The sequence below is a fragment of the Streptomyces sp. NPDC005423 genome (assembly GCF_040606415.1).
Classification (GTDB): Bacteria; Actinomycetota; Actinomycetes; order Streptomycetales; family Streptomycetaceae; genus Streptomyces.
On sequence record NZ_JBEXET010000029.1, the window covers coordinates 24,496 to 47,599 of the forward strand.

16 protein-coding genes are annotated in these 23,104 nt (G+C 72.7%); 5 read left to right on the top strand and 11 right to left on the bottom strand.

Annotated elements, in window-relative coordinates; genetic code table 11:
• Positions 1-65 precede the first annotated feature (65 nt).
• Together ABZT12_RS26540 and ABZT12_RS26545 are read right to left on the bottom strand one after the other, a co-directional pair.
• Positions 66-2,429 (bottom strand): bifunctional salicylyl-CoA 5-hydroxylase/oxidoreductase, encoded by a 2,364-nt coding sequence (locus ABZT12_RS26540; protein WP_356389072.1) that lies wholly within the window; start codon positions 2,427-2,429, stop codon positions 66-68.
• On the bottom strand, positions 2,414-3,241 hold the full coding sequence (locus tag ABZT12_RS26545; RefSeq protein ID WP_356389074.1) for an enoyl-CoA hydratase family protein: 828 nt from the start codon (positions 3,239-3,241) through the stop codon (positions 2,414-2,416). The genes ABZT12_RS26540 and ABZT12_RS26545 overlap by 16 nt, the downstream gene beginning before the upstream one ends.
• A 309-nt stretch (positions 3,242-3,550) precedes the next feature.
• Here ABZT12_RS26545 and ABZT12_RS26550 point away from each other — a divergent pair, with 309 nt between their 5' ends.
• Positions 3,551-4,003 (top strand): ATP-binding protein, encoded by a 453-nt coding sequence (locus ABZT12_RS26550; RefSeq protein ID WP_356389076.1) that lies wholly within the window; start codon positions 3,551-3,553, stop codon positions 4,001-4,003.
• 27 nt (positions 4,004-4,030) lie between these two features.
• Here the strand turns inward: ABZT12_RS26550 and argF are convergent, their stop codons facing one another.
• Both argF and ABZT12_RS26560 read right to left on the bottom strand, forming a co-directional pair.
• Positions 4,031-5,038 carry an ornithine carbamoyltransferase gene (argF, locus tag ABZT12_RS26555; RefSeq protein ID WP_356389078.1) on the bottom strand — a complete coding sequence of 336 codons (1,008 nt, stop codon included), beginning with the start codon at positions 5,036-5,038 and terminating at the stop codon, positions 4,031-4,033.
• Between the two features lie 102 nt (positions 5,039-5,140).
• A complete protein-coding gene (locus ABZT12_RS26560) occupies positions 5,141-6,364 on the bottom strand; it encodes an arginine deiminase (protein WP_356389080.1) in 1,224 nt (407 codons plus the stop codon).
• A gap of 179 nt (positions 6,365-6,543) precedes the next feature.
• On the opposite strand from ABZT12_RS26560, the gene ABZT12_RS26565 reads away from it, so the two are divergent.
• Together ABZT12_RS26565 and ABZT12_RS26570 are read left to right on the top strand one after the other, a co-directional pair.
• Positions 6,544-7,557 carry an SPFH domain-containing protein gene (locus tag ABZT12_RS26565; RefSeq protein WP_356389082.1) on the top strand — a complete coding sequence of 338 codons (1,014 nt, stop codon included), beginning with the start codon at positions 6,544-6,546 and terminating at the stop codon, positions 7,555-7,557.
• Complete coding sequence (locus ABZT12_RS26570) at positions 7,554-8,453, top strand: hypothetical protein (protein WP_356389083.1); 900 nt, start codon at positions 7,554-7,556, stop codon at positions 8,451-8,453. The genes ABZT12_RS26565 and ABZT12_RS26570 overlap by 4 nt, the downstream gene beginning before the upstream one ends.
• Positions 8,454-8,484: 31 nt before the next feature.
• Here ABZT12_RS26570 and ABZT12_RS26575 read toward each other — a convergent pair whose 3' ends face one another.
• The 7 genes from ABZT12_RS26575 to ABZT12_RS26605 form a co-directional block, all read right to left on the bottom strand.
• Complete coding sequence (locus ABZT12_RS26575; RefSeq protein WP_356389085.1) at positions 8,485-11,076, bottom strand: polynucleotide kinase-phosphatase; 2,592 nt, start codon at positions 11,074-11,076, stop codon at positions 8,485-8,487.
• On the bottom strand, positions 11,073-12,542 hold the full coding sequence (locus ABZT12_RS26580) for a 3' terminal RNA ribose 2'-O-methyltransferase Hen1 (protein ID WP_356389087.1): 1,470 nt from the start codon (positions 12,540-12,542) through the stop codon (positions 11,073-11,075). The genes ABZT12_RS26575 and ABZT12_RS26580 overlap by 4 nt, the downstream gene beginning before the upstream one ends.
• Positions 12,543-12,965: 423 nt before the next feature.
• Positions 12,966-13,889, bottom strand: coding sequence for an LLM class F420-dependent oxidoreductase (locus ABZT12_RS26585; protein WP_356389089.1), 924 nt, complete (start codon positions 13,887-13,889; stop codon positions 12,966-12,968).
• A gap of 105 nt (positions 13,890-13,994) precedes the next feature.
• The gene (locus tag ABZT12_RS26590; protein WP_356389091.1) at positions 13,995-14,465 is read right to left on the bottom strand and encodes a DUF6099 family protein; all 471 of its coding nucleotides are present in this window, start codon (positions 14,463-14,465) and stop codon (positions 13,995-13,997) included.
• Between the two features lie 246 nt (positions 14,466-14,711).
• Positions 14,712-15,038, bottom strand: a complete 327-nt coding sequence (locus tag ABZT12_RS26595) for a nucleotide pyrophosphohydrolase (protein ID WP_356389093.1) — start codon at positions 15,036-15,038, stop codon at positions 14,712-14,714.
• Positions 15,035-16,474: an ATP-binding protein gene (locus tag ABZT12_RS26600; RefSeq protein ID WP_356389095.1), complete on the bottom strand. Its 1,440-nt coding sequence runs from the start codon at positions 16,472-16,474 to the stop codon at positions 15,035-15,037. The genes ABZT12_RS26595 and ABZT12_RS26600 overlap by 4 nt, the downstream gene beginning before the upstream one ends.
• 91 nt (positions 16,475-16,565) lie before the next feature.
• A complete protein-coding gene (locus tag ABZT12_RS26605) occupies positions 16,566-16,961 on the bottom strand; it encodes a cell division protein SepF (protein WP_356389097.1) in 396 nt (131 codons plus the stop codon).
• A gap of 197 nt (positions 16,962-17,158) precedes the next feature.
• Here ABZT12_RS26605 and ABZT12_RS26610 point away from each other — a divergent pair, with 197 nt between their 5' ends.
• Both ABZT12_RS26610 and ABZT12_RS26615 read left to right on the top strand, forming a co-directional pair.
• Positions 17,159-21,235 carry a molybdopterin-dependent oxidoreductase gene (locus ABZT12_RS26610; RefSeq protein ID WP_356389099.1) on the top strand — a complete coding sequence of 1,359 codons (4,077 nt, stop codon included), beginning with the start codon at positions 17,159-17,161 and terminating at the stop codon, positions 21,233-21,235.
• Positions 21,236-21,424: 189 nt separating this feature from the next.
• Positions 21,425-23,101: a hypothetical protein gene (locus tag ABZT12_RS26615; protein ID WP_356389101.1), complete on the top strand. Its 1,677-nt coding sequence runs from the start codon at positions 21,425-21,427 to the stop codon at positions 23,099-23,101.
• The last annotated feature ends 3 nt before the right edge of the window (positions 23,102-23,104 follow it).

Below are 23,104 nucleotides of genomic sequence, written 5' to 3' on the forward strand. Positions count from 1 at the left end.
GTCGCGCGCGTACGCCTGCGTGCCGGTGCTCCCGCGTGCCGGTACGCCCGTGTGCCCGTGTGTCCTCAAGTGCCCAGCGTGAGGCGGGGCTTGGGGGCGTCCGTGCGGCCGGTGCGCGGGGGCCGGTTGCCCGCCCGGTAGGGCGCGGGCCAGCCGATGCCGGGGCCGTCGTAGCCCTGTTCGGCGGCGGCGTGCAGGGTCCAGTTCGGGTCGTAGAGGTGGGGGCGGCCCAGCGCGCAGAGGTCGGCGCGGCCGGCCAGGATGAGGGAGTTGACGTCGTCCCAGGAGGAGATCGCGCCGACCGCGATGACGGGGGTGCCGGTCTCGTGCCGGATGCGGTCGGCGAAGGGCGTCTGGTACGACCGTCCGTACTCGGGCTGTTCCTCGGCCACCACCTGTCCGGTCGAGACGTCGATGGCGTCGGCGCCGTGCGCGGCGAAGGCACGGGCGATCTCGACGGCCTCCTCGGCCGTGGTGCCGCCCTCGGCCCAGTCGGTGGCGGAGATCCGCACGGTCATCGGGCGCTCCTCCGGCCACGCCGCTCGTACGGCGTCGAAGACCTCCAGCGGGAAGCGGAGCCGTCCGGCGAGGCTGCCGCCGTAGGCGTCGGTGCGGGTGTTGGTCAGCGGGGAGAGGAAGCCGGAGAGCAAGTAGCCGTGCGCGCAGTGGAGTTCGAGGAGGTCGAAGCCGGCCCGGGCGGCCCGCCAGGTGGCGGCGGCGAACTGTTCGCGGATGTCGGTGAGTTGGGCGCGGCACAGCTCGCGCGGGACCCGGCTGCCGGGCTTGTAGGGGATCGGGGAGGCGGCCACCAGCGGCCAGTTGCCGTCCTCCAGGGGTTCGTCCATGCCCTCCCACATGCGCTTGGTGGAGCCCTTGCGTCCGGCGTGGCCGAGCTGGACGCCGAGCGCGGTGCCGGGCGCCTCGCGGTGCACGAACTCGGCGATCCGCTTCCAGGAGTCGGCCTGGCGGCCTGTGTAGAGGCCGGCGCAGCCCGGGGTGATGCGGCCCTCGGCGCTGACGCAGACCATCTCGGTCATGACCAGTCCGGCGCCGCCGAGCGCGCGGGCGCCCAGGTGGACGAGGTGGAAGTCGCCGGGGACGCCCTCGGCGCAGGAGTACATGTCCATCGGGGAGACGACGACCCGGTTGCGCAGGGTCAGGCCGCGCAACCGGAACGGTGTGAACATCGGCGGGGTGCCGGGCGGGCAGCCGAACTCCCGCTCCACGGCCTCGGTGAAGTGGGCGTCGCGCAGTCGCAGGTTGTCGTGGGTGACGCGGCGGCTGCGGGTGAGCAGGCTGAAGGCGAACTGGCGCGGCGGCCGGTCGAGATGGGCGGCGAGCTCCTCGAACCACTCCAGGCTGGCGCGGGCCGCGCGCTGGGTGGAGGCGACGACGGGACGCCGTTCGGCCTCGTACGCGGTGAGGGCTTCCGCCACATCCTCGTGCTCCCGCAGACAGGCGGCCAGCGCGAGCGCGTCCTCGACGGCGAGCTTGGTGCCGGAGCCGATGGAGAAGTGGGCGGTGTGGGCCGCGTCGCCGAGGAGGACCACATTGCCGTACGACCAGCGGTCGTTGACGACCGTGCGGAAGGTGCTCCACTGGGAGTTGTCCGACCGCAGGGGGCGTCCGCCGAGCGGGTCCGCGAAGAGTTCGGCGCAGCGTTCGACGGACTGCCGTACGTCGGGTTCGCCGAAGCCGGCGGCCCGCCAGACCTCCTCGCGCATCTCGACGATCACCGTGGAGGCGTCAACGGCGTAGGGGTAGGCGTGGAGTTGGGCCACGCCGTGTCCGGTCTCGGCGATCTCGAAGCGGAAGGCGTCGAGGGCGAAGTCGGCGGCGAGCCAGATGTAGCGGCAGCGGTGACTGGTCGACCGCGGCCGGAACACGTGCGCGTAGGCCTCACGGGTGGTGCTGTGCACACCGTCGGCGGCGACGACGAGGTCGTGGGTCTCGGCGAGCCAGGCGGGGTACGGGGCCTCGGTGCGGAAGCGGAGTTCCACGCCGAGCGCGCGGCAGCGGTCGTGCAGGACCGACAGGAGGCGCTTCCTGCCGAGGGCCGCGAATCCGTGGCCGCCGGAGGTGTGCCGGACGCCCCGGTGGACGATGTCGATGTCGTCCCAGCGCACGAACTCGGCCCGCAGCGACCGGTACACGGCCGGGTCGGCGTGCTCGATGCCGCCGAGTGTCTCGTCGGAGAGGACGACTCCGAAGCCGAAGGTGTCGTCGGGGGCGTTGCGTTCCCAGACGGTGACCTCGCGGGCCGGATCGAGGCGTTTGAGCAGGGCGGCGGCGTAGAGGCCGCCGGGGCCGCCGCCGATGACCGCCACCCGGAGGGGGCGGCCGGTCCTCCCGGCCGGCCGCGGGTTCGTCGTGGCCGGTCGCGCCGTCTCCCCCGCCGACGGGGCCGGCACGGTCACCGCCCCCGCCATTTCGGCGGGCGTCTCTGCGTGAACGCCGCGTGGAACTCGGCGTAGTCCTCGCCGTTCATCAGCAGGGCCTGGGTCGCCGCGTCCAGTTCCACCGCTGCCGACAGGGGCATGTCCAGTTCGGCCGTGAGGAGGGCTTTGGTCTGGGCGTACGCCAGGGCTGGCCCGCCGGCCAGCCGGCGGGCCAGCGTGCGGGCCGCCTCGTCGGCGCGGCCCTCCTCCGTCAACTCGCTGATGAGGCCGATGCGTTGGGCCTCGGAGGCGTGGACCGGGTCGCCGAGCATCAGGAGGCGGGTGGCGTGTCCCAGGCCGACGACGCGGGGCAGCAGGTAGGCGGCGCCCATGTCGCCGCCGGAGAGGCCGACGCGGGTGAAGAGGAAGGCGAAACGGGCGGTGGGGTCGGCGACCCGGAAGTCCGCGGCCAGCGCGAGCACCGCGCCCGCGCCCGCCGCGATGCCGTGCACCGCGGCGATCACCGGGAACGGACACTCCCGTACGGCCCGGACGACCTGCCCGGTCATCCGGTTGAAGTCCAGCAGCTGGGCGGTGTCCAGGGCGAGGGTGGCGCCGATGATCTCGTCGACGTCGCCGCCGGAGCAGAAGCCGCGGCCCTCGCCGGCCAGCACCAGGGCCCGTACGGACTTCTCGCGGGACAGCTCGGCGAGCAGGTCGCGCAGGTCGGCGTAGGCGCCGAAGGTGAGCGCGTTGAGTTTCTCGGGGCGGGCGAGGGTGACGGTGGCGACCCCGTCGGCGGTCTCGACGCGCAGGTGCCGCCAGCGGGCGGTGGAAGCGGCGGAGCCGGTGAAGGGACTCATGACGTGCGGCCTCCTCGGGCGGGTGGCGCGGGCCCTGCCTCGTCGGACAGCTCCACCCTCGAAGTTATCACCGGTATATGACTGTCGTCATGAGTGCGCGATAGGCGGGTCACGAATATGGCCGGTCCCGGTCGCCCGCGTCACGAGTCGTCCATGGCGCGGTAACAACAGGAGCACCTACGGGAGGGAAGGCGTCGGCGTGGGTAGACCGCCCGGTACCGGGCCGAAGGTCCCGTACAGCGCCCGTCGAGCGCTCCTGCCGGGACGCGCCGTACCATTCGTGAAGTTGAAAGCAGGACAGCCTGCTCCATGAACGGACCCGCCTTGCAAGATCGCCCCTCCGCCTCCGCCTCCTGGCGTATCGCGCTGCCGCACACCGCCGCGGCCGTACCCGTGGCCCGCGCGCTGGTCCGGACCGCCCTCTCCGACCTGGAACACACGGCCGACAGCGACACCGCCGAACTGCTCACGGCGGAACTGGTCGCCAACGCGGTGGAGCACACCTCCGGCGACATCCCGATAGAGCTGGTGGTGGAGGTGCGGCCGACCGGCTGCCAGGTCGAGGTGCACGACCCGGACCCCGAGCCGCCGGACAGCCTGACCAAGCCGCCCGCGGAGGAGCCGGACCCCTGGCAGGAGCACGGGCGCGGACTGCTGCTGATCCGCGCCCTCAGTTCGTCGTGCGGTCACCGCCCCACCGAGTCGGGCAAGGCGGTCTGGTTCCGGCTGCCCGTCGTACCGGCGCGGTGGCGTCCGGCGTGACGGCGGCCCGCGCGGACGCGGGCCGGGTCAGGCGAGGGTGGCGACGAGGAGCGCCTTGATGGTGTGCAGCCGGTTCTCGGCCTCGTCGAAGACGACCGAGTGGGCCGACTCGAAGACCTCGTCGGTGACCTCCAGGGAGTCGAGTCCGTGGGTGTCGTGTATCTCGCGGCCGACCTTGGTGCCGAGGTCGTGGAAGGCGGGCAGGCAGTGCAGGAACCGGACGTCCGGGTTGCCGGTGGCGCGCAGCACGTCCATGGTCACGGCGTACGGCGCGAGGGCCGTGATCCGCTCGGCCCAGACCTCCTTCGGCTCGCCCATGGAGACCCAGACGTCGGTGGCGACGAAGTCGGCGCCCGCCACGCCCTCGGTGAGCTCCTCGGTGAGGGTGATCCGGGCGCCGCTCTTCCCGGCGAGCGCGCGGGCCCGGTCGACGATCTCCGCGGCGGGCCAGTAGCTCTTCGGCGCGACGATCCGTACGTCCATGCCGAGCAGGGCGCCGGTGACCAGGTAGGAGTTGCCCATGTTGAAGCGGGCGTCGCCGAGGTAGGCGAAGGCGATCTCGTGGAGCGGCTTGGCGCTGTGCTCGGTCATGGTGAGCACGTCGGCCAGCATCTGGGTGGGGTGCCAGTCGTCGGTGAGACCGTTGTAGACGGGCACCCCCGCGTACGCCGCCAGTTCCTCCACGTCGGTCTGGCTGTCGCCCCGGTACTCGATGGCGTCGAACATCCGGCCCAGCACCCGCGCGGTGTCCTTCACGGACTCCTTGTGCCCGATCTGTGAGCCCGACGGGTCCAGGTACGTCGTCGAGGCGCCCTGGTCGGCGGCGGCGACCTCGAACGCGCAACGGGTGCGCGTCGAGGTCTTCTCGAAGATCAGCGCGATGTTACGGCCGCTCAGGTGCCGCGTCTCGGTCCCGGCCCTCTTGGCCGCCTTCAGCTCGGCGGCCAGCTCGATCAGACCGCGGAACTCCTCCTCGGTGAAGTCCAGCTCCTTGAGGAAGTGGCGGCCGGCGAGGGCGGTCGGGACTGTCGCCATGGGGGCGCTCCAGGGATACGGGTACGGGCACAGGTACGGGAACGCCTGGAATTCTATACGACGCCCGGCATGTCTATGCGAACACCCGTTCCGGCCGTGCGGTCATACGGCATCCCGTTCCACCGGGCAGCTCATGCAGCGCGGGCCGCCCCTGCCCCGGCCCAGTTCGCTGCCCGGGATCTCGATCACCTCGATGCCCTGCTTGCGCAGGTGGGTGTTGGTGGTGGCGTTGCGCTCGTAGGCGACGACGACGCCCGGCTCGACGGCGAGCACGTTGCAGCCGTCGTCCCACTGCTCGCGCTCGGCCGCGTGCACGTCCTGGGTGGCGGTCAGGACCCGGATCTCACCCAGTCCGAGGGCGGCAGCGATCGCGCGGTGCATGTGCTCCGGCGGATGGTCGGTGACTTTCAACTCCCTCTCGCCGACGCCCGGTTCGATGGTGTACGAGCGGAGCATGCCGAGCCCCGCGTACTGGGTGAAGGTGTCGCCGTCGACCATCGTCATCACGGTATCCAGGTGCATGAAGGCGCGCCGCTTGGGCATGTCGAGGGCCACGATGGTGCGTGCGGAGCCGGCCGCGAAGAGCTTGTGGGCGAGCATCTCGACGGCCTGGGGCGTGGTGCGCTCGCTCATCCCGATCAGGACGGCGCCGCCGCCGATCACCAGGACGTCGCCGCCCTCGATGGTGGACGGATAGTCGGCCTGCCCCTCCGACCAGACGTGGAACCGCTCGTCGCGGAAGAGGGGGTGGTGGCGGTAGATCGCCTCGAAGTGCACGGTCTCGCGCTGCCGGGCGGGCCAGCGCATCGCGTTGACGGAGACGCCGTCGTAGATCCAGGCGGAGGTGTCGCGGGTGAAGAGGTGGTTGGGGAGGGGGGCGAGGAGGAAGTCGTCGAGTTCCATGACGTGGAAGCGGACGGAGGTCGGCTCGGGGTGGGCCGCCAGGAACTCCCGCTTGGTCATGCCGCCCACGAGCGCTTCGGCCAGTTCGGCCGAGGGCAGGGTCTCGAAGGCCGCCCTGAGGTGGTCGGCGGCGAGGGGGCCGTACTCCTTCTCCTCGAAGACCCGGTCCAGTACGAGCGAGCGGGCCGCCCCGAGTTCCAGGGTCTCGGCGAGCAGGTCACCGAAGAGGTGGACGGCGACACCCCGGTCGCGCAGCACGTCCGCGAAGCCGTCGTGCTCGGCGCGCGCCCGGCGCACCCACAGCAGGTCGTCGAAGAGGAGGGCGTCCTTGTTGCTGGGGGTGAGCCTTTTGAGCTCTAGATCCGGCCGGTGCAGGATGACGCGGCGCAGCCGCCCGGCTTCGGAGTCGACTTGGAATCCCATGGCTCCATCCTGACCACCGAGGGGCGCGTTCACCCGCCTCTCGACCGTTTCTGCCCGCTCTTGCTCCCTTTCCACTCGCCCCGCTTCCCCGTGCCCGGTTTTCGTCCTCTTGACGACAAGCGGGGAGCGCGTTTATCGTCTCCATGACGAGAACCGGTGAAGGGAACAGTGGGAATCCGATGGCCGACATCACCCGGCGCCTGGGCTGGCGCCACCTGCGGGGCGCCCCGACGGCGCACATCCGGCACCACCGCGCGGGCGAACTGGCGCACGACGGCACCGGACTCAGCTTCTGGTTCCGGGCGCTGACCGCCACACTCTCCGAAGTACCGGTCGACGACCGGGAGTTGGCCATGACCTTCCACGCCCGTACGTCCGACTTCCAGGACGTGTCGGTGCAGGCCACCGTCACCTACCGGATCAACGACCCGGCGGTCGCGGCGGCCCGGCTCGACTTCTCCGTCGACCCCGACACCGGCGCCTGGCGGGGCACCCCGCTCGAACAACTCGGCACCCTGCTGACGGAGACCGCCCAGCAGCACGCGCTGGCCGTCCTCGCCCGCACGCCGCTGGCGGCCGCCCTCGTCGACGGCGTGACAGCCGTACGGGAGCGGATCGCCGCGGGACTCGCGGCCGAACCGCGGCTGCCGGCCACCGGCATCGAGGTGGTCGCGGTACGGGTGATGGCGGTGCGGCCCGAGCCCGAGGTGGAGCGGGCGCTGCGCACCCCGGCCCGCGAGCAGATCCAGCAGGAGGCGGACCGGGCGACCTACGAACGCCGGGCCGTCGCCGTACAGCGGGAACGGACGATCGCCGAGAACGAACTCGACAGCCAGATCGAACTCGCCCGCCGTGAAGAGCAGTTGGTCGACCAGCGCGGCATCAACACCCGGCGCGAGGCCGAGGAGCACGCGGCGGCGGACGCGGTCCGCGCGGAGGCGGAGGCGACCCGGTCCGTACGGCTCGCCCGCGCCGAGGCCGAAGGCGCCCGCGAGGTGGGCGAGGCGCGGGCCCAGGCACAGGCGGCCTGGCTGCGGGTGCACGCCGAGGTGGACGTGGCCACCCTGCGCGCGCTCACCGCGACACGGCTCGCGGAGAACCTGCCGCGGATCGACAGCCTCACCGTGTCGCCGGACGTGCTGACCGGGCTGCTCGCCAAGCTCGGCGGCGGGGAGACCGGAGCCGACGCGTGAGTCTCGCCCCACGGGTCGTCATCGTCCACCGCACCACGGAGTACGAGGAGTTGGTGGCCCGGCACGGTACGCACGGGCAGGCCGCCTTCTTCCTCGGCTCGCGCGGCCGGGACATCGAGGAGGTCGCCGAACGGCACCGGCGCACCCGGCAGGCACTGGCCGAGGTCTCCGCTGCGGTACCGCTGACCTGGCGGCAGGCACGGGTGGAGCGGGCCGACCTGGACCGGTTCCTGTTCGCGCCGGAGGACGTGGTGGCCGTCGTGGGCCAGGACGGGCTCGTCGCCAACGTCGCCAAGTACCTCGCCGGACAGCCCGTGTTGGGGTTCGACACCGACCCCGGGCGCAATCCCGGAGTCCTGGTACGGCACCGCCCGGGCGCGGCGCCGGCGCTGTTTCCCTCGGTGCACGCGCGGAACACCGGCGCGGACGAGCTGACCATGGTCGAGGCGGTCGCCGACGACACCCAGCGGCTCGTCGCGCTCAACGAGATCTACCTGGGAGCCGTCGGACATCAGACGGCCAGATACCGCCTGGGCCTGGAGGGCGACGGGGGTGTCGTCGAGGCCCAGGCATCCTCCGGGGTGCTGGTGGGAACCGGCACCGGAGCCACCGGATGGCTCCGGTCGGTGTGGCAGGAACGCGGCAGCGCGCTGCGCCTGCCACACCCCTCGGAGGAACGTCTGCTCTGGTTCGTGCGCGAGGCCTGGCCGTCGCCTGCCACCGGCACGTCACTGGTCGGCGGCGAGCTGGCCGGTCCCGCCGGACTCCGGCTCACCGTCGAGTCGGAGCGGCTGACCGTCTTCGGCGACGGGATGGACACGGACGCGGTGGAGCTGACGTGGGGGCAGACCGTACGGGTGGGGGTGTGCGGGGAGCGGCTGCGGCTGGTGGGGTGAGACCGGCCCGCCGCGGCACTCCCCGCTCCCCTCACAGCCGTGGGTCCACCGGCTCCGACTCCAGCGCCAGCACCACGAAGACCGCCTCGTGCACCCGCCACAGCGGCTCCCCCTCGGCCAGCCGGTCGAGGGCCTCAAGGCCGAGCGCGTACTCACGGATCGCGAGGGACCGCTTGTGGTTGAGGAAACGGCCGCGCAGCCGGGCCAGGTTGTCGGGGCGCGTGTACTCGGGACCGTAGATGATCCGCAGGTACTCGCGGCCCCGGCACTTGATGCCGGGCTGGACCAGCCGGCCCGACGCCCCGCGCACCACCGCGCCGACCGGCTTGACGACCATGCCCTCGCCGCCGCGCCCGGTCATCTCCAGCCACCAGTCGACCCCGGCCCGGACGGAGTCGGGGTCGGCGGTGTCGACGTAGAGGCGGCGGGTCGTCTGTAGGAGGCCGGTGCCGTCGTGCTCCACCAGGCGGTCCAGCAGGGCGAGTTGTTCGTCGTGCGGGAGGCCGGCGAGGCTGCGGCCCTGCACCGCGAGGAACTGGAACGGGGCGAGCCGGACGCCGTCGAGACCCTCCGTGGGCCAGCAGTAGCGCCGGTAGGCGTCGGTGAACGCCGAGGCGTCCACGGCCCGTTCACGCTGGCGGGCCAGGAGGGCGCTCACGTCGACACCCCGTTCCGCGGCGCCTTCGAGCGCGGCCAGGGCAGCGGGGAAGACCGCCCGGGAGGCCGCGCCCACCGCCGCGTACTGACCGCGCAGCAGCCCGGTCGCCTTGAGCGACCACGGCAGCAACTCGGCGTCCAGCAGCACCCAGTCACCCGCGCCGGAGCCGCCGTCCGACGCGGCGAGCTCCGTCCACAGGCCGGACTCGTCGAGGGCGGTCCGCAGGCGTCCGAGGATCTCCTCCGTCACCGCCGGGTCGTCGAAGAACGGCCGGCCGGTGCGCGTGCAGAGCGACCCGGTGGGGCCGCCCTCGACGCCGAAGCGCCTCGCCGCCGCCTCCGCGTCCCGGCAGACCAGCACCACCGCCCGCGAGCCCATGTGCTTCTCCTCGCACACCACCCGCGCGACCCCGTCCTCGGCGTACTGCGCGAACGCCTCGGCCGGGTGCTCCAGATAACCCTCCACCCGCGAGGTCGCCGTCGGAGCCATCGTCGGCGGCAGGTACGGCAGCAGCCGCGGATCGACCGCGAACCGGCTCATGACCTCCAGCGCCGCCGCCGCGTTCTCCTCGCGCACGGAGACGCGGCCCGCGTGCCGGGTCTCCACGACCCGGCGGCCCCGCACGTCCGCCAGGTCCAGCGGGCGGCCGTCCTGTCCGCCGGGTGCCTCGGTCCGCAGCGGGCGGGCCGGCTCGTACCAGACCCGCTCGGCCGGTACGTCGACCAGCTCGCGCTCCGGCCAGCGCAGCGCGGTCAGCTTGCCGCCGAAGACCGCGCCGGTGTCCAGGCAGATGGTGTTGTTCAGCCAGGTGGCGTCCGGGACGGGGGTGTGGCCGTAGACGACGGCCGCCCGGCCGCGGTAGTCCTCGGCCCACGGGTAGCGCACCGGCAGCCCGAACTCGTCGGTCTCGCCGGTCGTCTCGCCGTACAGGGCGTGCGAGCGGACCCGGCCCGAGGTGCGGCCGTGGTACTTCTCGGGCAGCCCGGCGTGGCAGACCACCAGCCGGCCGCCGTCGAGAACGTAGTGGCTGACGAGGCCGTCGATGAACTCCCTTACCTGCGACCGGAATTCCTCGCTCTCGCTGTCCATCTGCTCGATGGTCTCGGCGAGGCCGTGGGTGTGCTGGACGGTGCGGCCGGCGAGGTGACGGCCGTACTTGTTCTCGTGGTTGCCGGGCACACAGAGCGCGGCGCCGGACGCGACCATGGACATCACCCGGCGCAGCACACCGGGCGAGTCGGGGCCCCGGTCGACGAGGTCACCGACGAAGACGGCGGTACGGCCCGCCGGGTGGACGCCGTCGTCGTAGCCCAACTTGACCAGCAGCGACTCCAGTTCGGCGGCGCAGCCGTGGATGTCGCCGATGATGTCGAAGGGGCCGGTGAGGTGGGTCAGGTCGTTGAAGCGTTTCTCGGTGACGACCGTGGCGTTCTCGATCTCCTCGACGCCCCGCAGGACGTGCACCTTGCGGAAGCCCTCGCGAGCCAGGCCGCGCAGCGAGCGCCGCAGTTCACGGGTGTGGCGCTGGATGACCCGGCGCGGCATGTCGGCCCGGTCGGTGCGGGAGGCGTTGCGTTCGGCGCACACCTCCTCGGGGACGTCGAGCACGACGGCGATGGGCAGGACGTCGTACTGCCGTGCCAGGTCGATCAGTTGGCGTCGGCTGTCCTGCTGGACGCTGGTCGCGTCGACGACCGTGCGGCGACCGGCGGCGAGCCGCTTGCCGGCGATGTAGTGCAGGACGTCGAAGGCGTCCCGGCTGGCGCTCTGGTCGTTCTCGTCGTCCGCGACCAGTCCCCGGCAGAAGTCGGAGGAGATGATCTCGGTCGGCTTGAAGTGCCTGCGGGCGAAGGTGGACTTGCCGGAGCCGGAGGCCCCGATCAGCACCACCAGGGAGAGGTCGGTGACCGGCAGGGTGCGGGTCCTGGCGCCGTTCTCGCGCGTCCCGTCGTTCTCGTTCGTCATGCGGCCTTCTCCTCCTTCGTGTGCGGGGTGCGGAGCGTGAACACGGCCAGTTGCGTGGGCGGTCCCACCTCGGGGTCGTCCGGTCCGACGGGCCCGAACTCCACCTCGTAGCCGTGCCGTTGGGCCACCGTGCCGGCCCAGGCGCGGAACTCGGCGCGGGCCCACTCGAAGCGGTGGTCGCGGTGCCGGACGTGTCCGGCGGGGAGGGTCTCCCAGCGGACGTTGTACTCGACGTTCGGCGTCGTCACGACGACCGTCCTCGGGCGGGCGGCGCCGAACACCGCGTACTCCAGGGCCGGCAGCCTGGGCAGGTCGAGGTGTTCGATCACCTCGCTGAGCACGGCGGCGTCGTACCCCTTGAGCCGGTTGTCGGTGTAGGCGAGCGACCCCTGGAAGAGCTGGACGCGCGCGGCCTGCCGTTCGCCCATGCGGTCCAGCTTGAGCCGGCGGCCGGCGATGGTCAGCGCGCGCATCGACACGTCGGTGCCCACGATCTCGGTGAACCTCGGGTCCTTGAGCAGGGCCTGCACCAACTGGCCCTCACCGCACCCGAGATCGAGGACACGGGCGGCGCCGGACGCCGTGAGCGCGGCGACGATCGCCTCCCTGCGCAGCACCGCGAGGGGCGTCGGCCTCTCCTCGGCCTCCGTCTCCTCCGCGACCGCGTTGTCGATCTCCCCGACGTCACTGTCGTCGGCCTCGGCGAGCCGGACCAGCTCCAGCCGCTCCATGGCCTGCCGGGTCAGCGACCAGCGCCGGGACAGATAACGGCTGGTGATCAGCTTCTGCTCCGGGTGGTCGGCGAGCCAGCCCTCACCGGCCCGCAGCAGCTTGTCGACCTCGTCGGACGACACCCAGTAGTGCTTGGCGTCGTCGAGCACCGGCAGCAGGACGTACAGGTGGCGCAGCGCCTCGGCGAGGGTCGACTCCTCCGACTGCAGCACGAGGTCCACGTACCGGGAGTCGCCCCACTCGGGGAACTCCGGGTCCAGCGCGACCGGTTCGGCGGTGACCGTCCAGCCCAGCGGCGCGAAGAGCCGTCGTACCAGCGCGGGACCGCCCCGGGCGGGCAGCGCGGGCACCTCGACCCGCAGCGGCAGCGGCTGTCCGGCACGCTCCGGCAGCGCGGCGCAGACCCCGCGCATCGCACTGGAGAAGACCGCGCTGAGCGCCACGGCGAGCAGCGAAGAGGCCGCGTACGGACGGTCGTTGACGTACTGCGCGAGCGCCGCGTCGGGCGCGCCGCCGCGCCCCTTGCCCTTGCCGCGTCGGACCAGTGCCACCGCGTCGACCTCCAGCAACAGCGCCGCCGTGCAGCGCTCGACGGCCGCCTCCGGGTAGACGACGTGGGCCTTGCCGTAGGAGGTCGAGAACGCCTGCGCCTTGTCGGGATGCTTGTGCAGCAGGAAACCGAGGTCGGTCGCGGGGCGTTCGGGGGTGCCGGTGGTACTGATCGTCAGGAACATGCGGAGGACCTCTCCGACGGGCCGGCCGGGTGGGGACGGGAACGGTGCGTGTGCCGCCGTACGCACGAGAACCCCCAGGTGATCCCGGGGGCTCTGGTGCGGATTCGGGCACGGCAGGACGACGTGGTCACCTTCGCACACCCGGTGCGAGCTGCGCCTACGGATATCCGGAGGAGCGCCGCCCGCCGGAAGGGGAGTTGGGCGCCGGGGGCTGGGCGGAGAGCGCGGTGCGAGCGGTGCGGAGGGCGGGGTCGCGTGGCGTGCCCCGCCACGCGGCTCCGCCCTGCCCGGGGCCCCGCCCGAGACCCCGCGCGAGGCCGCGACGTCCCGCGTCCAGCGTCCAGCCGTGGCCTGTCCCGCCGGCCGGAGGGACGGAGGTTCCTACGACGAGGTTCCTACGACGAAGTTCCTACAGCGAGGTTCCTACGACAGCTGGGACTGGACCTGCGACGAGATCAGTTCCAGGTGGTCAAGGTCCGAGAGGTCGAGGACCTGGAGGTAGATCCGGTCCGCGCCGATCGCGGCGTAGCGGCCGAGCTTGTCGACGACCTCGGCGGGCGAACCGGCGAGACCGTTGGCCCTGACGTCGTCGACCTCGCGGCCGATCGCGGCGGCGCGGCGGGCGACCTCCTGGTCGTCCCTGCCGACACAGACCACGAGGGCGGTGGAGTACGCGAGGTCACCGGCGTCGCGGCCGGCCGCCTCGGCGGCGGCGCGGACCCGGCCGAACTGCCGCTCGCTGTCCTCGACCGAGGCGAACGGGATGTTGAACTCGTCGGCGTACCGCGCGGCCAGCCGGGGCGTACGGACCGCGCCGTGGCCGCCGATCAGCACCGGGATCCTCGACTGCGCGGGCTTGGGCAGCGCGGGCGAACCGGTCAGGTCGTAGTAGGTGCCGTGGAAGTCGAAGGTGTCGCCGAGCCGTGTCTGCCACAGGCCGGTGACGATCGCCAGCTGCTCCTCCAGGCGGGCGAACTTCTCCTTGGGGAAGGGGATGCCGTACGCCTTGTGCTCCTCCTCGAACCAGCCCGCGCCCAGGCCGAGTTCGACCCGGCCGCCGGACATCTGGTCCACCTGGGCGACCTGGATGGCGAGCACGCCGGGGAGGCGGAAGGTGCCGGCCGTCATCAGGGTGCCGAGGCGGATGCGGCTGGTCTCGCGGGCGAGGCCGGCGAGGGTCAGCCAGGCGTCCGTGGGACCGGGCAGGCCGTCGCCCGACCCCATGCTGAGGTAATGGTCCGACCGGAAGAAGGCGTCGAACCCGAGGTCCTCGGTGGCCTTGGCCACCGCGAGCAGGGTGTCGTAGGTCGCCCCCTGCTGGGGCTCGGTGAAGATGCGAAGATCCATACCCCCATCCTGCACGCCGGGGCGCCGGTCGACCTCTTCGGTCCCCCCGGCGGGGCGAGCGGGCGCGCCGTCCGGTCCGGTCACGTCACGTCGGCCGCGACCCCGTCATCCTGCCTCCCGCTGTGCCATCGCCTCGTCCCGGGCCGACAGTCTTCGGAGCATCTCCAGGACCCGGTCACGTGACTCGTCCGCCGCGTCGATCGCCTCCATGCACTGCCAGTACGTGCCCTCGTCGTCCGCCGCGCAGGCGATGCCGACGAGCGCGATGCCGACCTCGCCGAGCAGGCCGCCGAGACACAGCAGAGCCGCCCGCGCGTCGCCCAACTCGGTGAGCTGGGCCGCGCGCAGCTCCAGGGGATCGAGGACCGGGGTGTCGAGCACTCCGCAGCCCCGGCCCGCCAGCTCGGTCAACCCCAATGCCTCGCCCCGGAGTTCGGGAGGCCCCGCGACCGCGAGGCGGCTCCCTATCGCCTGGGCGAGGGCCTGCGCCTGCCAGACCTCCGTCAGCATCTCGGGCACGTCTCCGCCGCCGGCCAGGGCGCGCCTGCTCGTCAGGATGAGCCGCATCGCGTCCATGCGCTGCCCCCGTCATATTCCCGACGCGCTGTTCGCACGTCTGCCCGAACTCGCTAGTCCACTACCCAGAGTGAGGGCGCTTGAGACGAAAAGCCAGAGGAAGACGGAAATCTGCGGACAACAAATCGGTTGCGGAGAGGTGAATGACTACTGTGAGTGAAAACGGACCGAGCGGCTCCCGCGTGAACCCCCTCCAGCCCCCTTCACCCCGCGCCGTCCTCGCACACTCGCCCGGTCCGGCCGGGGTCACGGTGCCGGGAATCTCCGCTCGTTCCGGTCGATCTTCGCGTCGAGCGCGGCGAGCGGATCGATGCCCAGCACCTCGCACAGCTGGAGCAAGTAGGCCAGCACGTCGGCCACTTCGTCCCGCACGCGGTGCGCGCTCTCCGGGTCGTCCATGACCCGCGCCGACTCCTCGGGCGTCAGCCACTGGAAGATCTCGACCAGTTCGGAGGCCTCCACGCTGAGCGCGGCGACGAGGTTCTTGGGGGTGTGGTACGGCTGCCAGTTCCGTGCGGCGGCGAACTCGGCGAGCCTGCGCTGGAGTTCCGCCACGTCGAGGTGGTCTGTCACGCGTCCAGGTGTACCACTGTGATCCCGTCCGCCACGGCCGCCCCGCTCTCCTCGCCAAGGCCGCCCGCCCCGGTGATCCACGACGCGTCGCTCACCGTGCCGAGGAACCGGATGTGCCCGCGCTCACACATCCGCGCCGCGAGCCGCAGCAGTTCCGCGCGCTGCCGTACGTCCAGCCCCCGGTCGAGGCCGTCGGCGAGGACGGTGAGGGTCCGCAGCGCGGCGGGGACCTCGCCCGGCGGGTCGACCTCCAGTACACCCGGACCCGTGAGCAGCACCAACGCCAGTGCCGTGTAACGGAGTTCACCGTCGCCGAGCCGCTCGAAGCCGGTGGGGGGACCGTCGCCCCGGTCCAGGACCGCGCGCAGCAGACCACCGCCCAGCGGCTCCGCGCGTACGTCCGCGACCGGCCCGGCGCAGCCGGCGCGCACCGCCGAGACGAGCTGCGCGTGGCGCCGCCCGCACTCCGTCCTGGTGCGCCACAGCACGTCGGCGAGGTTCTCGCAGCCGCGCAGCAGACGTCCGTCACCGACCGGGACGGCCGCCCGCATCCGGCCGGGCGCCGGATCGCAGGCGAACACCGACCGCAGGGCGACCACCATCTGCTCGGCGGCGGCGAGGACTTGGCGCTGTCCGTCCGTCTTGCCGGCGACGTGCAGCGGCAGCAGGGCGGTGCCGAGCAGGTCGTCCGGGAGCGGGGCCCGGGTCACCGGGGAGGAACCCGCCGTGTGCCAGGCGGCCTGTACCGAGCAGCGGCCGGGGTCGCGCAGGGCGGTCTCCAGCAGCACCGGGCCACCCGCCGCCGCCAACCGCTCGCCCACGATGCGCAGTTCGGGCTCGGCCTGGACCGCGATGTCGAGCCGTACCAGGCCCTCGGGTCCGTCCGCCGTACAGCCGATGCGGAAGCCGCGACGGCGTTGGGTGTCGGGGCGGGCCCGGTCCGGTACGCAGCCGGCCGGGTCGGGGAACACCTCCGCCAGGGCCGCGCCGCCGCCGAGCCGGGCGAGCGCCTCGTACGCCCGCAGCGCGTTCGTCTTGCCGCAGCCGCTGGGCCCGGCGAAGACCGTGAGCGGTCCGAGGGGGAACCGGACGGCGCGGTGTCCGGCGAACGCGGACAGCCGCAGCTCGACGAGGCGGGGCCGCTCGGGCCGCACACCGGGACGCGCGGGTGAAGTCGGCGGCGTGGCGGGTGACTTCGGCGAGGTGGGGACCGTGGCGGCGGGCGCGGGCGGCGCGGCGGCGGGCCCGCGCGGCACCCGGTGGGGCGCGGCGGCGGAGGCCGGTGCCCCGGCCGTGGCCGACGGCCGTGACAGCTGGGCCGGCACGACCGGCGGGGGCTCGGCCGCCGGGTCGGATCCGGACGGCTCCGACCACGGGGACGGTGAAGGCGCCTGGGGCGCGAGGGGCGAACGAGGCGAGGGGGATGACGGGGTCATAACCGGACGGTAGGTCTGCGCCGGCAGGCGAACCGTTCCCTCCGGGGGAGCTTCCTACGATCGGGGGACCGGCCCGGCGCGGCCCGTGCCGTCACATTCCGGGCAGTCCCGCCCCCTCCATCAGCCCGCTCACCTCGGTCCCCGGCGGGGTGAGGAGGAACACGTTGCGGTCGACGCGGTGCATGCCGCTCGCGAGGCCGAAGACGACTCCGGTGCTGAAGTCGAGGACGCGCTTGGCGACGTCGGTCTCCGCGCTGGTCAGGTCCAGCAGGACCGGAATTCCGGACATCAGGGTCTCGGCGACCTCGCGGGCGTCCGAGAACACGTTGACGCGCAGCACCACGAAGCGGCGCCGTGGCTCCGTCTCCGCCTCGGGCGGGGGCCGGTGGCCCACCGCGGACGGCCAGGCGTCCCGGCCCCGCAACGGCACGACCTGGGCCAGCCCCTCCCACTGTTCGTCGGTGACATCGCGCCTGTTCACCGGCATGCTCCGTCTTGGGTCGCACTGGCTGTCTGCATCAGGCAATTGTTACGCATGGTCACCCGTTCGGCTCAGCAGCGACACACACCGCCACCCTTGATCCGCACCTCACAACCGCTCCGGTACCGCTGTGCAGGGGGCGTAACCCCTGATGATCGAGCGACGTGACATCGGCGTAACGGGCAATTCGTACGGTCTACGGCATGACGACGAGTCCCGGAGCCCAGCGCGTACGTACGGTCTGCTCGTACTGCGGTGTCGGCTGCGGGATGGTGCTGGACGTCGCCGTCGGCGCCGACGGCCGCCGTACGGTCCTCAAGGCCTCCGGTGACAAGGCGCACCCGGCGAACGCGGGCCGCCTGTGCACCAAGGGCGCGACCACCGCCGAGATGCTCGCCGCGCCGGGCCGGCTGACCCGTGCCCTGGTGCGGGACGAGCGGGGAGCGGAGCCGGTGCCCGCGCCGGTGGCGGACGCGATCACCGAGACCGCGCGCCGGCTGCGCGCGATCGTCGACGAGCACGGACCGGACGCGGTCGCCCTCTATGTCTCCGGGCAGATGAGCCTGGAGGCGCAGTACCTCGCGAACAAGCTCGCCAAGGGCTTCCTGCGGACCAACCAGATCGAGTCCAACTCCCGTCTCTGCATGGCGAGTGCGGGCGCCGGATACAAACTGTCGCTGGGTGCCGACGGGCCGCCGGGGTCCTACGAGGACTTCGAGCGGGCCGATGTCTTCCTGGTCATCGGCTCCAACATGGCCGACTGCCATCCGATCCTGTATCTGCGGATGATGGAACGGGTCAAGGCGGGCGCCAAGTTGATCGTCGTCGATCCGCGGCGGACCGCCACCGCGGCGAAGGCCGACCTGTTCCTCCAGATCGCGCCGGGCACCGATCTCGCCCTGCTCAACGGTGTGCTGCGCCTGCTGCACGAGAACGGGCACACCGACCCGGAGTTCATCGCCGCGCACACCGAGGGGTGGGAGGCGATGCCGCAGTTCCTCGCCGACTATCCGCCGGACGTGGTCGCCGCCCTCGCCGGTCTCGCCGAGGACGACATCCGCACCGCCGCCCGGCTGATCGGCGAGGCGGGCGAGTGGATGAGCTGCTGGACGATGGGCCTCAACCAGTCGACGCACGGCACCTGGAACACCAACGCGCTGGTCAACCTGCATCTCGCCACCGGTGCGATCTGCCGTCCGGGCAGCGGCCCGTTCTCCCTCACCGGTCAGCCGAACGCGATGGGCGGCCGTGAAATGGGGTACATGGGCCCGGGGTTGCCCGGTCAGCGGTCCGTACTCGTCGCGTCCGAGCGGGCGTTCACCGAGGAGCTGTGGGGGCTGCCGCCGGAGACGATCCGCGCGGACGGCGTCGGGCGGGGCACCGTCGAGATGTTCCGCGCGATGGCCGAGGGCGACATCAAGGCGTGCTGGATCATCTGCACCAACCCGGTCGCCTCGGTCGCCAACCGGCGCACCGTCATCGAGGGGCTGGAAGCGGCCGAGTTCGTCGTCACCCAGGACGTCTTCGCCGACACCGAGACCAACGCGTACGCCGATGTCGTGCTGCCCGGCGCGATGTGGACCGAGGCCGAGGGCGTCCTGGTCAACAGCGAGCGCACCCTGACCCTGGCCCGGGCCGCCGTCGACCCGCCCGGCGAGGCGCTGCCCGACTGGCGGATCATCGCCGCCGTCGCCTGCGAGATGGGGTACGAGAAGGGCTTCACCTACGACAGTGCCGAGCAGGTCTTCGAGGAGATCCGGCGGGCGTACAACCCGGTGACCGGGTGGGATCTGCGCGGGGTGACGTACGAGCGGCTGCGTTCGACGCCCGTGCAGTGGCCGGCCGCCGACGTGGCGGGGCCGGAGCGCAATCCCGTGCGGTACGTGGCCGGCGGCGAGCTGCGGTTCCCGACGCCCGGCGGACGGGCCGTCTTCCACGCCCGGCCGCACCTGCCCGCCGCCGAACTGCCGGACGACGACTTCCCCTTCGTCCTCAACACCGGGCGGGTGCAGCACCAGTGGCACACCCTGACCAAGACGGGGAAGGTCGCCAAGCTCAACAAGCTGAACACCGGGCCGTTCCTGGAGCTGCATCCCCTGGACGCAGGGGAGTTGGGGATCGCCGAGGGCGACTCGGTGGAGGTGGCGTCGCGCCGGGGGCGGGCGGTGCTGCCCGCGGTGGTCACCGACCGGGTGCGGCGGGGGTGCTGTTTCGCGCCGTTCCACTGGAACGACCTCTTCGGCGAGTATCTGAGCGTCAACGCGGTGACGAACGACGCGGTCGATCCGGTGTCGTTCCAGCCGGAGTTCAAGATGTGCGCGGTGGCCCTGGCGAAGGTGCACCGGCCCGCGCCGCTCCCCTCGGCCACTGCCCCGGCCCCCGCCGTCCCCTCGGTGCCGTCGCTCCTCTCCACCCCCGCCAACTCCGTTGCTCTGACGCCCACTTCGGACCCCTTCGGCCTTGAGCCCGCGCCGCCGCCCGTGCTGAGCGCGACGGAACGCCGGTACCTGACGGGGTTCCTGGCCGGGCTGACCGCCGGTGCGCCCGGCGTGCCCGTGCTGCCGCCCGACGCCCCCTTCGGCGCGGAGCACGCCCTGTGGGTGAACGGGGTCCTCGCCGGCATGTACTCCCGGACCGGCGACGCGCCCCGGGAACAGGCCCCGAGGGGACGGGAGATCGTCGTCCTGTGGGCCTCGCAGACCGGCAACGCCGAGGAGTTCGCCGCCGCCACCGCCGAACGGCTCGGCTCGGCCGGTCACCGGGCGACCCTGGTCGGCATGGACGAGGCCGAGGCGGGCGCGCTCCCCCGCGACGCCGATCTGCTCTTCATCACCAGCACGTTCGGCGACGGCGACGCCCCCGACAACGGCTCGGGCTTCTGGGACCGCCTCTCCGGCGCCCAGGCGCCCCGGCTGGACGGCGTGCGGTACGCGGTGCTCGCCCTGGGCGACTCCTCGTACGACGACTTCTGCGGGCACGGACGCCGACTGGACGTCCGGCTGGGCGAGTTGGGCGGCGAGCGGCTGGCACCCCGGACGGACTGCGAGCCGGACTACGAGCCGTCGGCGGGCGCGTGGCTCGACCAGGTGCTCAACGCGCTGGGTGCCGGGCCGGCCGCCCCGGAGCCGCCGGCGCCCGCGAAGCCCACACCCACGCCCGCGCCCGCGCCCGCGCCCGTCACCGCCCGTCTCGTCGGCAACCGGCTGCTGAGCGGTGCCGGTGCCGCCAAGGAGGTCCGCCAGTTCACCTTCGACACCAGCGGCACCTCGCTGACGTACGAGACGGGTGACGCCCTCGGGGTCCGCCCGGTCAACTCGACCTCCCTGGTGGCCGAGTGGCTCGCCGTGACCGGCGTGGACGTCGCGACGCCCGTCCACGTGGCGGATGTCGGGGAGGTGCCTTTCGCCGAGGCGCTCCACCGCCACCTGGACATCACCCGGGCGACCACCGACTTCCTCCGCTTCGTCGCCGAACGGACGCGGGACGCACGGGAGTTGCGCAAGCTGCTGCGGCCGGACAACAAGGACGGTCTGACCCGCTGGAGTTGGGGACGGCAGGCGGTGGACGTCCTCGCCGAGCATCCGGTGCGGGCCGGCGCCCAGGAGTGGGCCGGGGTGCTCAGGAGGCTCCAGCCGCGGCTGTACTCGATATCGTCCAGCCCGCTGGCCGACCCGCACCGCGTCTCGCTGACGGTCTCCGTCGTGCGGTACGAGAACCTGGCCGGCCGGTCGCGCGGCGGCGTCTGCTCGCCGTTCCTCGCCGATGCGGGCCAGGACACCGAGGTACCGGTCTTCGTGCGGAGCGCGCCGCACTTCCGGCCGCCCGCCGACCCGTCGACCCCGATGGTGATGGTCGGTCCGGGCACCGGGGTCGCGCCGTTCGTCGGCTTCCTCCAGGAGCGGCGCGCGCTCGGGCACCAGGCACCCAACTGGCTGTTCTTCGGCGAGCAGCACCGGGCGAGCGACTTCTACTACGAGGAGGAACTGGCCGCGCTGCGCGCCGAGGGGACGCTGACCCGCCTGGACACCGCCTTCTCCCGCGACCAGCGGGCCAAGGTGTACGTGCAGGACCGGATGCGCGAGCACGGGCCGGAGCTGTGGCACTGGCTGAGCGAGGGCGCGCACTTCTATGTGTGCGGCGACGCGTCCCGGATGGCCAAGGACGTGGACGCGGCGCTGCGGGACATCGCGGTCGCGCACGGCGGGCTGGACGAGGCCGAGGCGGCGGCGTACGTGAAGCAGCTGGCGGCCACGAAGCGGTACGTACGGGATGTGTACTGACGCCTGCCGCGCACCCGGCGCGAGTGATCGATTTCGCCCCAATCCCGCAGTAATACGGGCTTCTTACCGCGTTCACACCGGACTCTTCACGCGTGCTGACGCCTCGCTCACCAGGGGGCAATAACGTCCCATGTCGTGCACTTGGCAGACACACAGCAGGTGACACCCGGTCGGCGGACACAGTCGGCGGTGTCCGCCCCGGAACCGCCCGTCCAGTGGCACCGCGTCCTCACCCTGCTCGCCGATGTCGGTCTCTTCGTCGGAACGCGCGGGGTGTGGACGCAGGCCGCCGGTCACCGTCTCGTCGTGGCGGCACTGATCTCGGTCTGTTACGCCTCGATCCTCGTCTGCGGGGTGCTGGCCCTGGTGGTCCGCCGGGAGCGCTCGCTGGCCCGGGTCGATCTGTGCGTGCTGGTGACGGCGGTGGCGCTGACCCTCTCCGCGTGGGCGGTGTCCCACAGCGGTGGCGACGAGGCCGTCCTCACCACCCAGGCGGCGAGGGAACTGGTCGCCGGGCACGCCGTCTACGGACAGCCCTGGCCCTGGCTGTTCCACCCGAGCCACGGGGTCGCGCTCACCCCGACGGTGACCGGCACCTACGACTACACGTACGGCTATCCCCCGCTTGAACTCCTGCTCGTGGCACCGCTGTTGTGGCTGCGGCACCAGGGCGCCCCCGCCACGGCGGTCAGTACCGGCGCGCTCGTGGTGGGCGCGGTCGTGCTGTGGCGGATGCTGCCCGCGCGGTACCGGTCGGCGGCGACACTGGCCTGTCTCGGCCTGGGCCTGCTGCCGGCCTACGGCCGTCAGGGCTATCCGGCGGTCCTCGCCATGGCGCTGCTGGTGCCGGTGGTGGTGCGCTGGCCCCGGATCGGCAGGGGCGGCCGGCTCGGTACGGCGGGAACCGTCCAGGCGGCGTGTCTGGGCGCCGCCTGCGCGGCGCAGCAACTGCCTTGGTTCCTGGCGCCGTTCCTGCTCGCCGGGATCTACTGCGTGCGGCGCGGTGAACTCGGCGGCCGGCGGGCCGGGCGGCTGGTGCTGCGCGTCCTCGGCATCGCGGTCACCGTCTGGCTGCTGATCAACACGTACTTCATCGTGCACGAGCCGGGCACCTGGCTGCGGGGCATCGCGCTGCCGCTGACGCAGGGCGCGGTGCCGCACGGCCAGGGCCTGGTCGACATCTCGCTGTACCTCACCGACGGCAGCAACCGTCTCGACTGGTACTCCCACGCGAGCCTGCTGCTGGCGGCGGCGCTGCTCGCCCTGTTCGTGCTCTTCGTACGGCGGCTGGGGCCCGCGGCGGCCGTACTGCCGTGGTGCGCCTTCTACCTCGCGACCCGTTCCCAGGACGGGTACTACCTGATGATGACGCCGCTGTGGCTGGCGAGCGCGATCACCGCGCCCGCGTCGGAGTTCGCGGGCGCGTGGCAGCCGCGCCCGCGGCCGCCGGCCGGCCTCGCGGGCCGCCCGGCCCGGTTCGCCGCGGCGGGCCTGCTGCTCGTACCGGCCCTGGCGTGCGCGGCGGTGGCGGTGACGGGCGGCCCGCCGCTCCGGATGGCGGTCACCGCGGTACGGCGGCCCTCGGCCACCTCGGTCTCGACGCTGACCGTCCGGGTCACCAACTCCTCGGACGGGGCCCTGTCTCCGCACTACATGATGACGACCGGGCAGGGGATGAGCAGGTTCTGGTCGCTCGCGAAGGGGCCGTCCAGCATCCCGGCCCATGGCACGGCCACCGTCGAACTGCGGGCCCCCGACGGCAGGTTCCCGCTGCCCCACAAGGCGGTGCGGTTCCGGCTGCGTGCCTTCACCGCCACCCCGCAGACGCTGTCCAGCTCGGACGTGCGCCTGCGGCCGGGGAGTTGAGCG

What these genes read in the sequence shown, in the direction of transcription:
- argF (WP_356389078.1), bottom strand. Translation starts at nt 5,038, where the DNA reads ATGGCGACAGTCCCGACCGCCCTCGCCGGCCGCCACTTCCTCAAGGAG.
- ABZT12_RS26580 (WP_356389087.1), bottom strand. Translation starts at nt 12,542, where the DNA reads ATGTTCCTGACGATCAGTACCACCGGCACCCCCGAACGCCCCGCGACC.
- ABZT12_RS26550 (WP_356389076.1), top strand. Translation starts at nt 3,551, where the DNA reads ATGAACGGACCCGCCTTGCAAGATCGCCCCTCCGCCTCCGCCTCCTGG.
- ABZT12_RS26605 (WP_356389097.1), bottom strand. Translation starts at nt 16,961, where the DNA reads ATGCCGGTGAACAGGCGCGATGTCACCGACGAACAGTGGGAGGGGCTG.
- ABZT12_RS26540 (WP_356389072.1), bottom strand. Translation starts at nt 2,429, where the DNA reads ATGGCGGGGGCGGTGACCGTGCCGGCCCCGTCGGCGGGGGAGACGGCG.
- ABZT12_RS26560 (WP_356389080.1), bottom strand. Translation starts at nt 6,364, where the DNA reads ATGGGATTCCAAGTCGACTCCGAAGCCGGGCGGCTGCGCCGCGTCATC.
- ABZT12_RS26585 (WP_356389089.1), bottom strand. Translation starts at nt 13,889, where the DNA reads ATGGATCTTCGCATCTTCACCGAGCCCCAGCAGGGGGCGACCTACGAC.
- ABZT12_RS26590 (WP_356389091.1), bottom strand. Translation starts at nt 14,465, where the DNA reads ATGGACGCGATGCGGCTCATCCTGACGAGCAGGCGCGCCCTGGCCGGC.
- ABZT12_RS26545 (WP_356389074.1), bottom strand. Translation starts at nt 3,241, where the DNA reads ATGAGTCCCTTCACCGGCTCCGCCGCTTCCACCGCCCGCTGGCGGCAC.
- ABZT12_RS26610 (WP_356389099.1), top strand. Translation starts at nt 17,159, where the DNA reads ATGACGACGAGTCCCGGAGCCCAGCGCGTACGTACGGTCTGCTCGTAC.
- ABZT12_RS26600 (WP_356389095.1), bottom strand. Translation starts at nt 16,474, where the DNA reads ATGACCCCGTCATCCCCCTCGCCTCGTTCGCCCCTCGCGCCCCAGGCG.
- ABZT12_RS26565 (WP_356389082.1), top strand. Translation starts at nt 6,544, where the DNA reads ATGGCCGACATCACCCGGCGCCTGGGCTGGCGCCACCTGCGGGGCGCC.
- ABZT12_RS26575 (WP_356389085.1), bottom strand. Translation starts at nt 11,076, where the DNA reads ATGACGAACGAGAACGACGGGACGCGCGAGAACGGCGCCAGGACCCGC.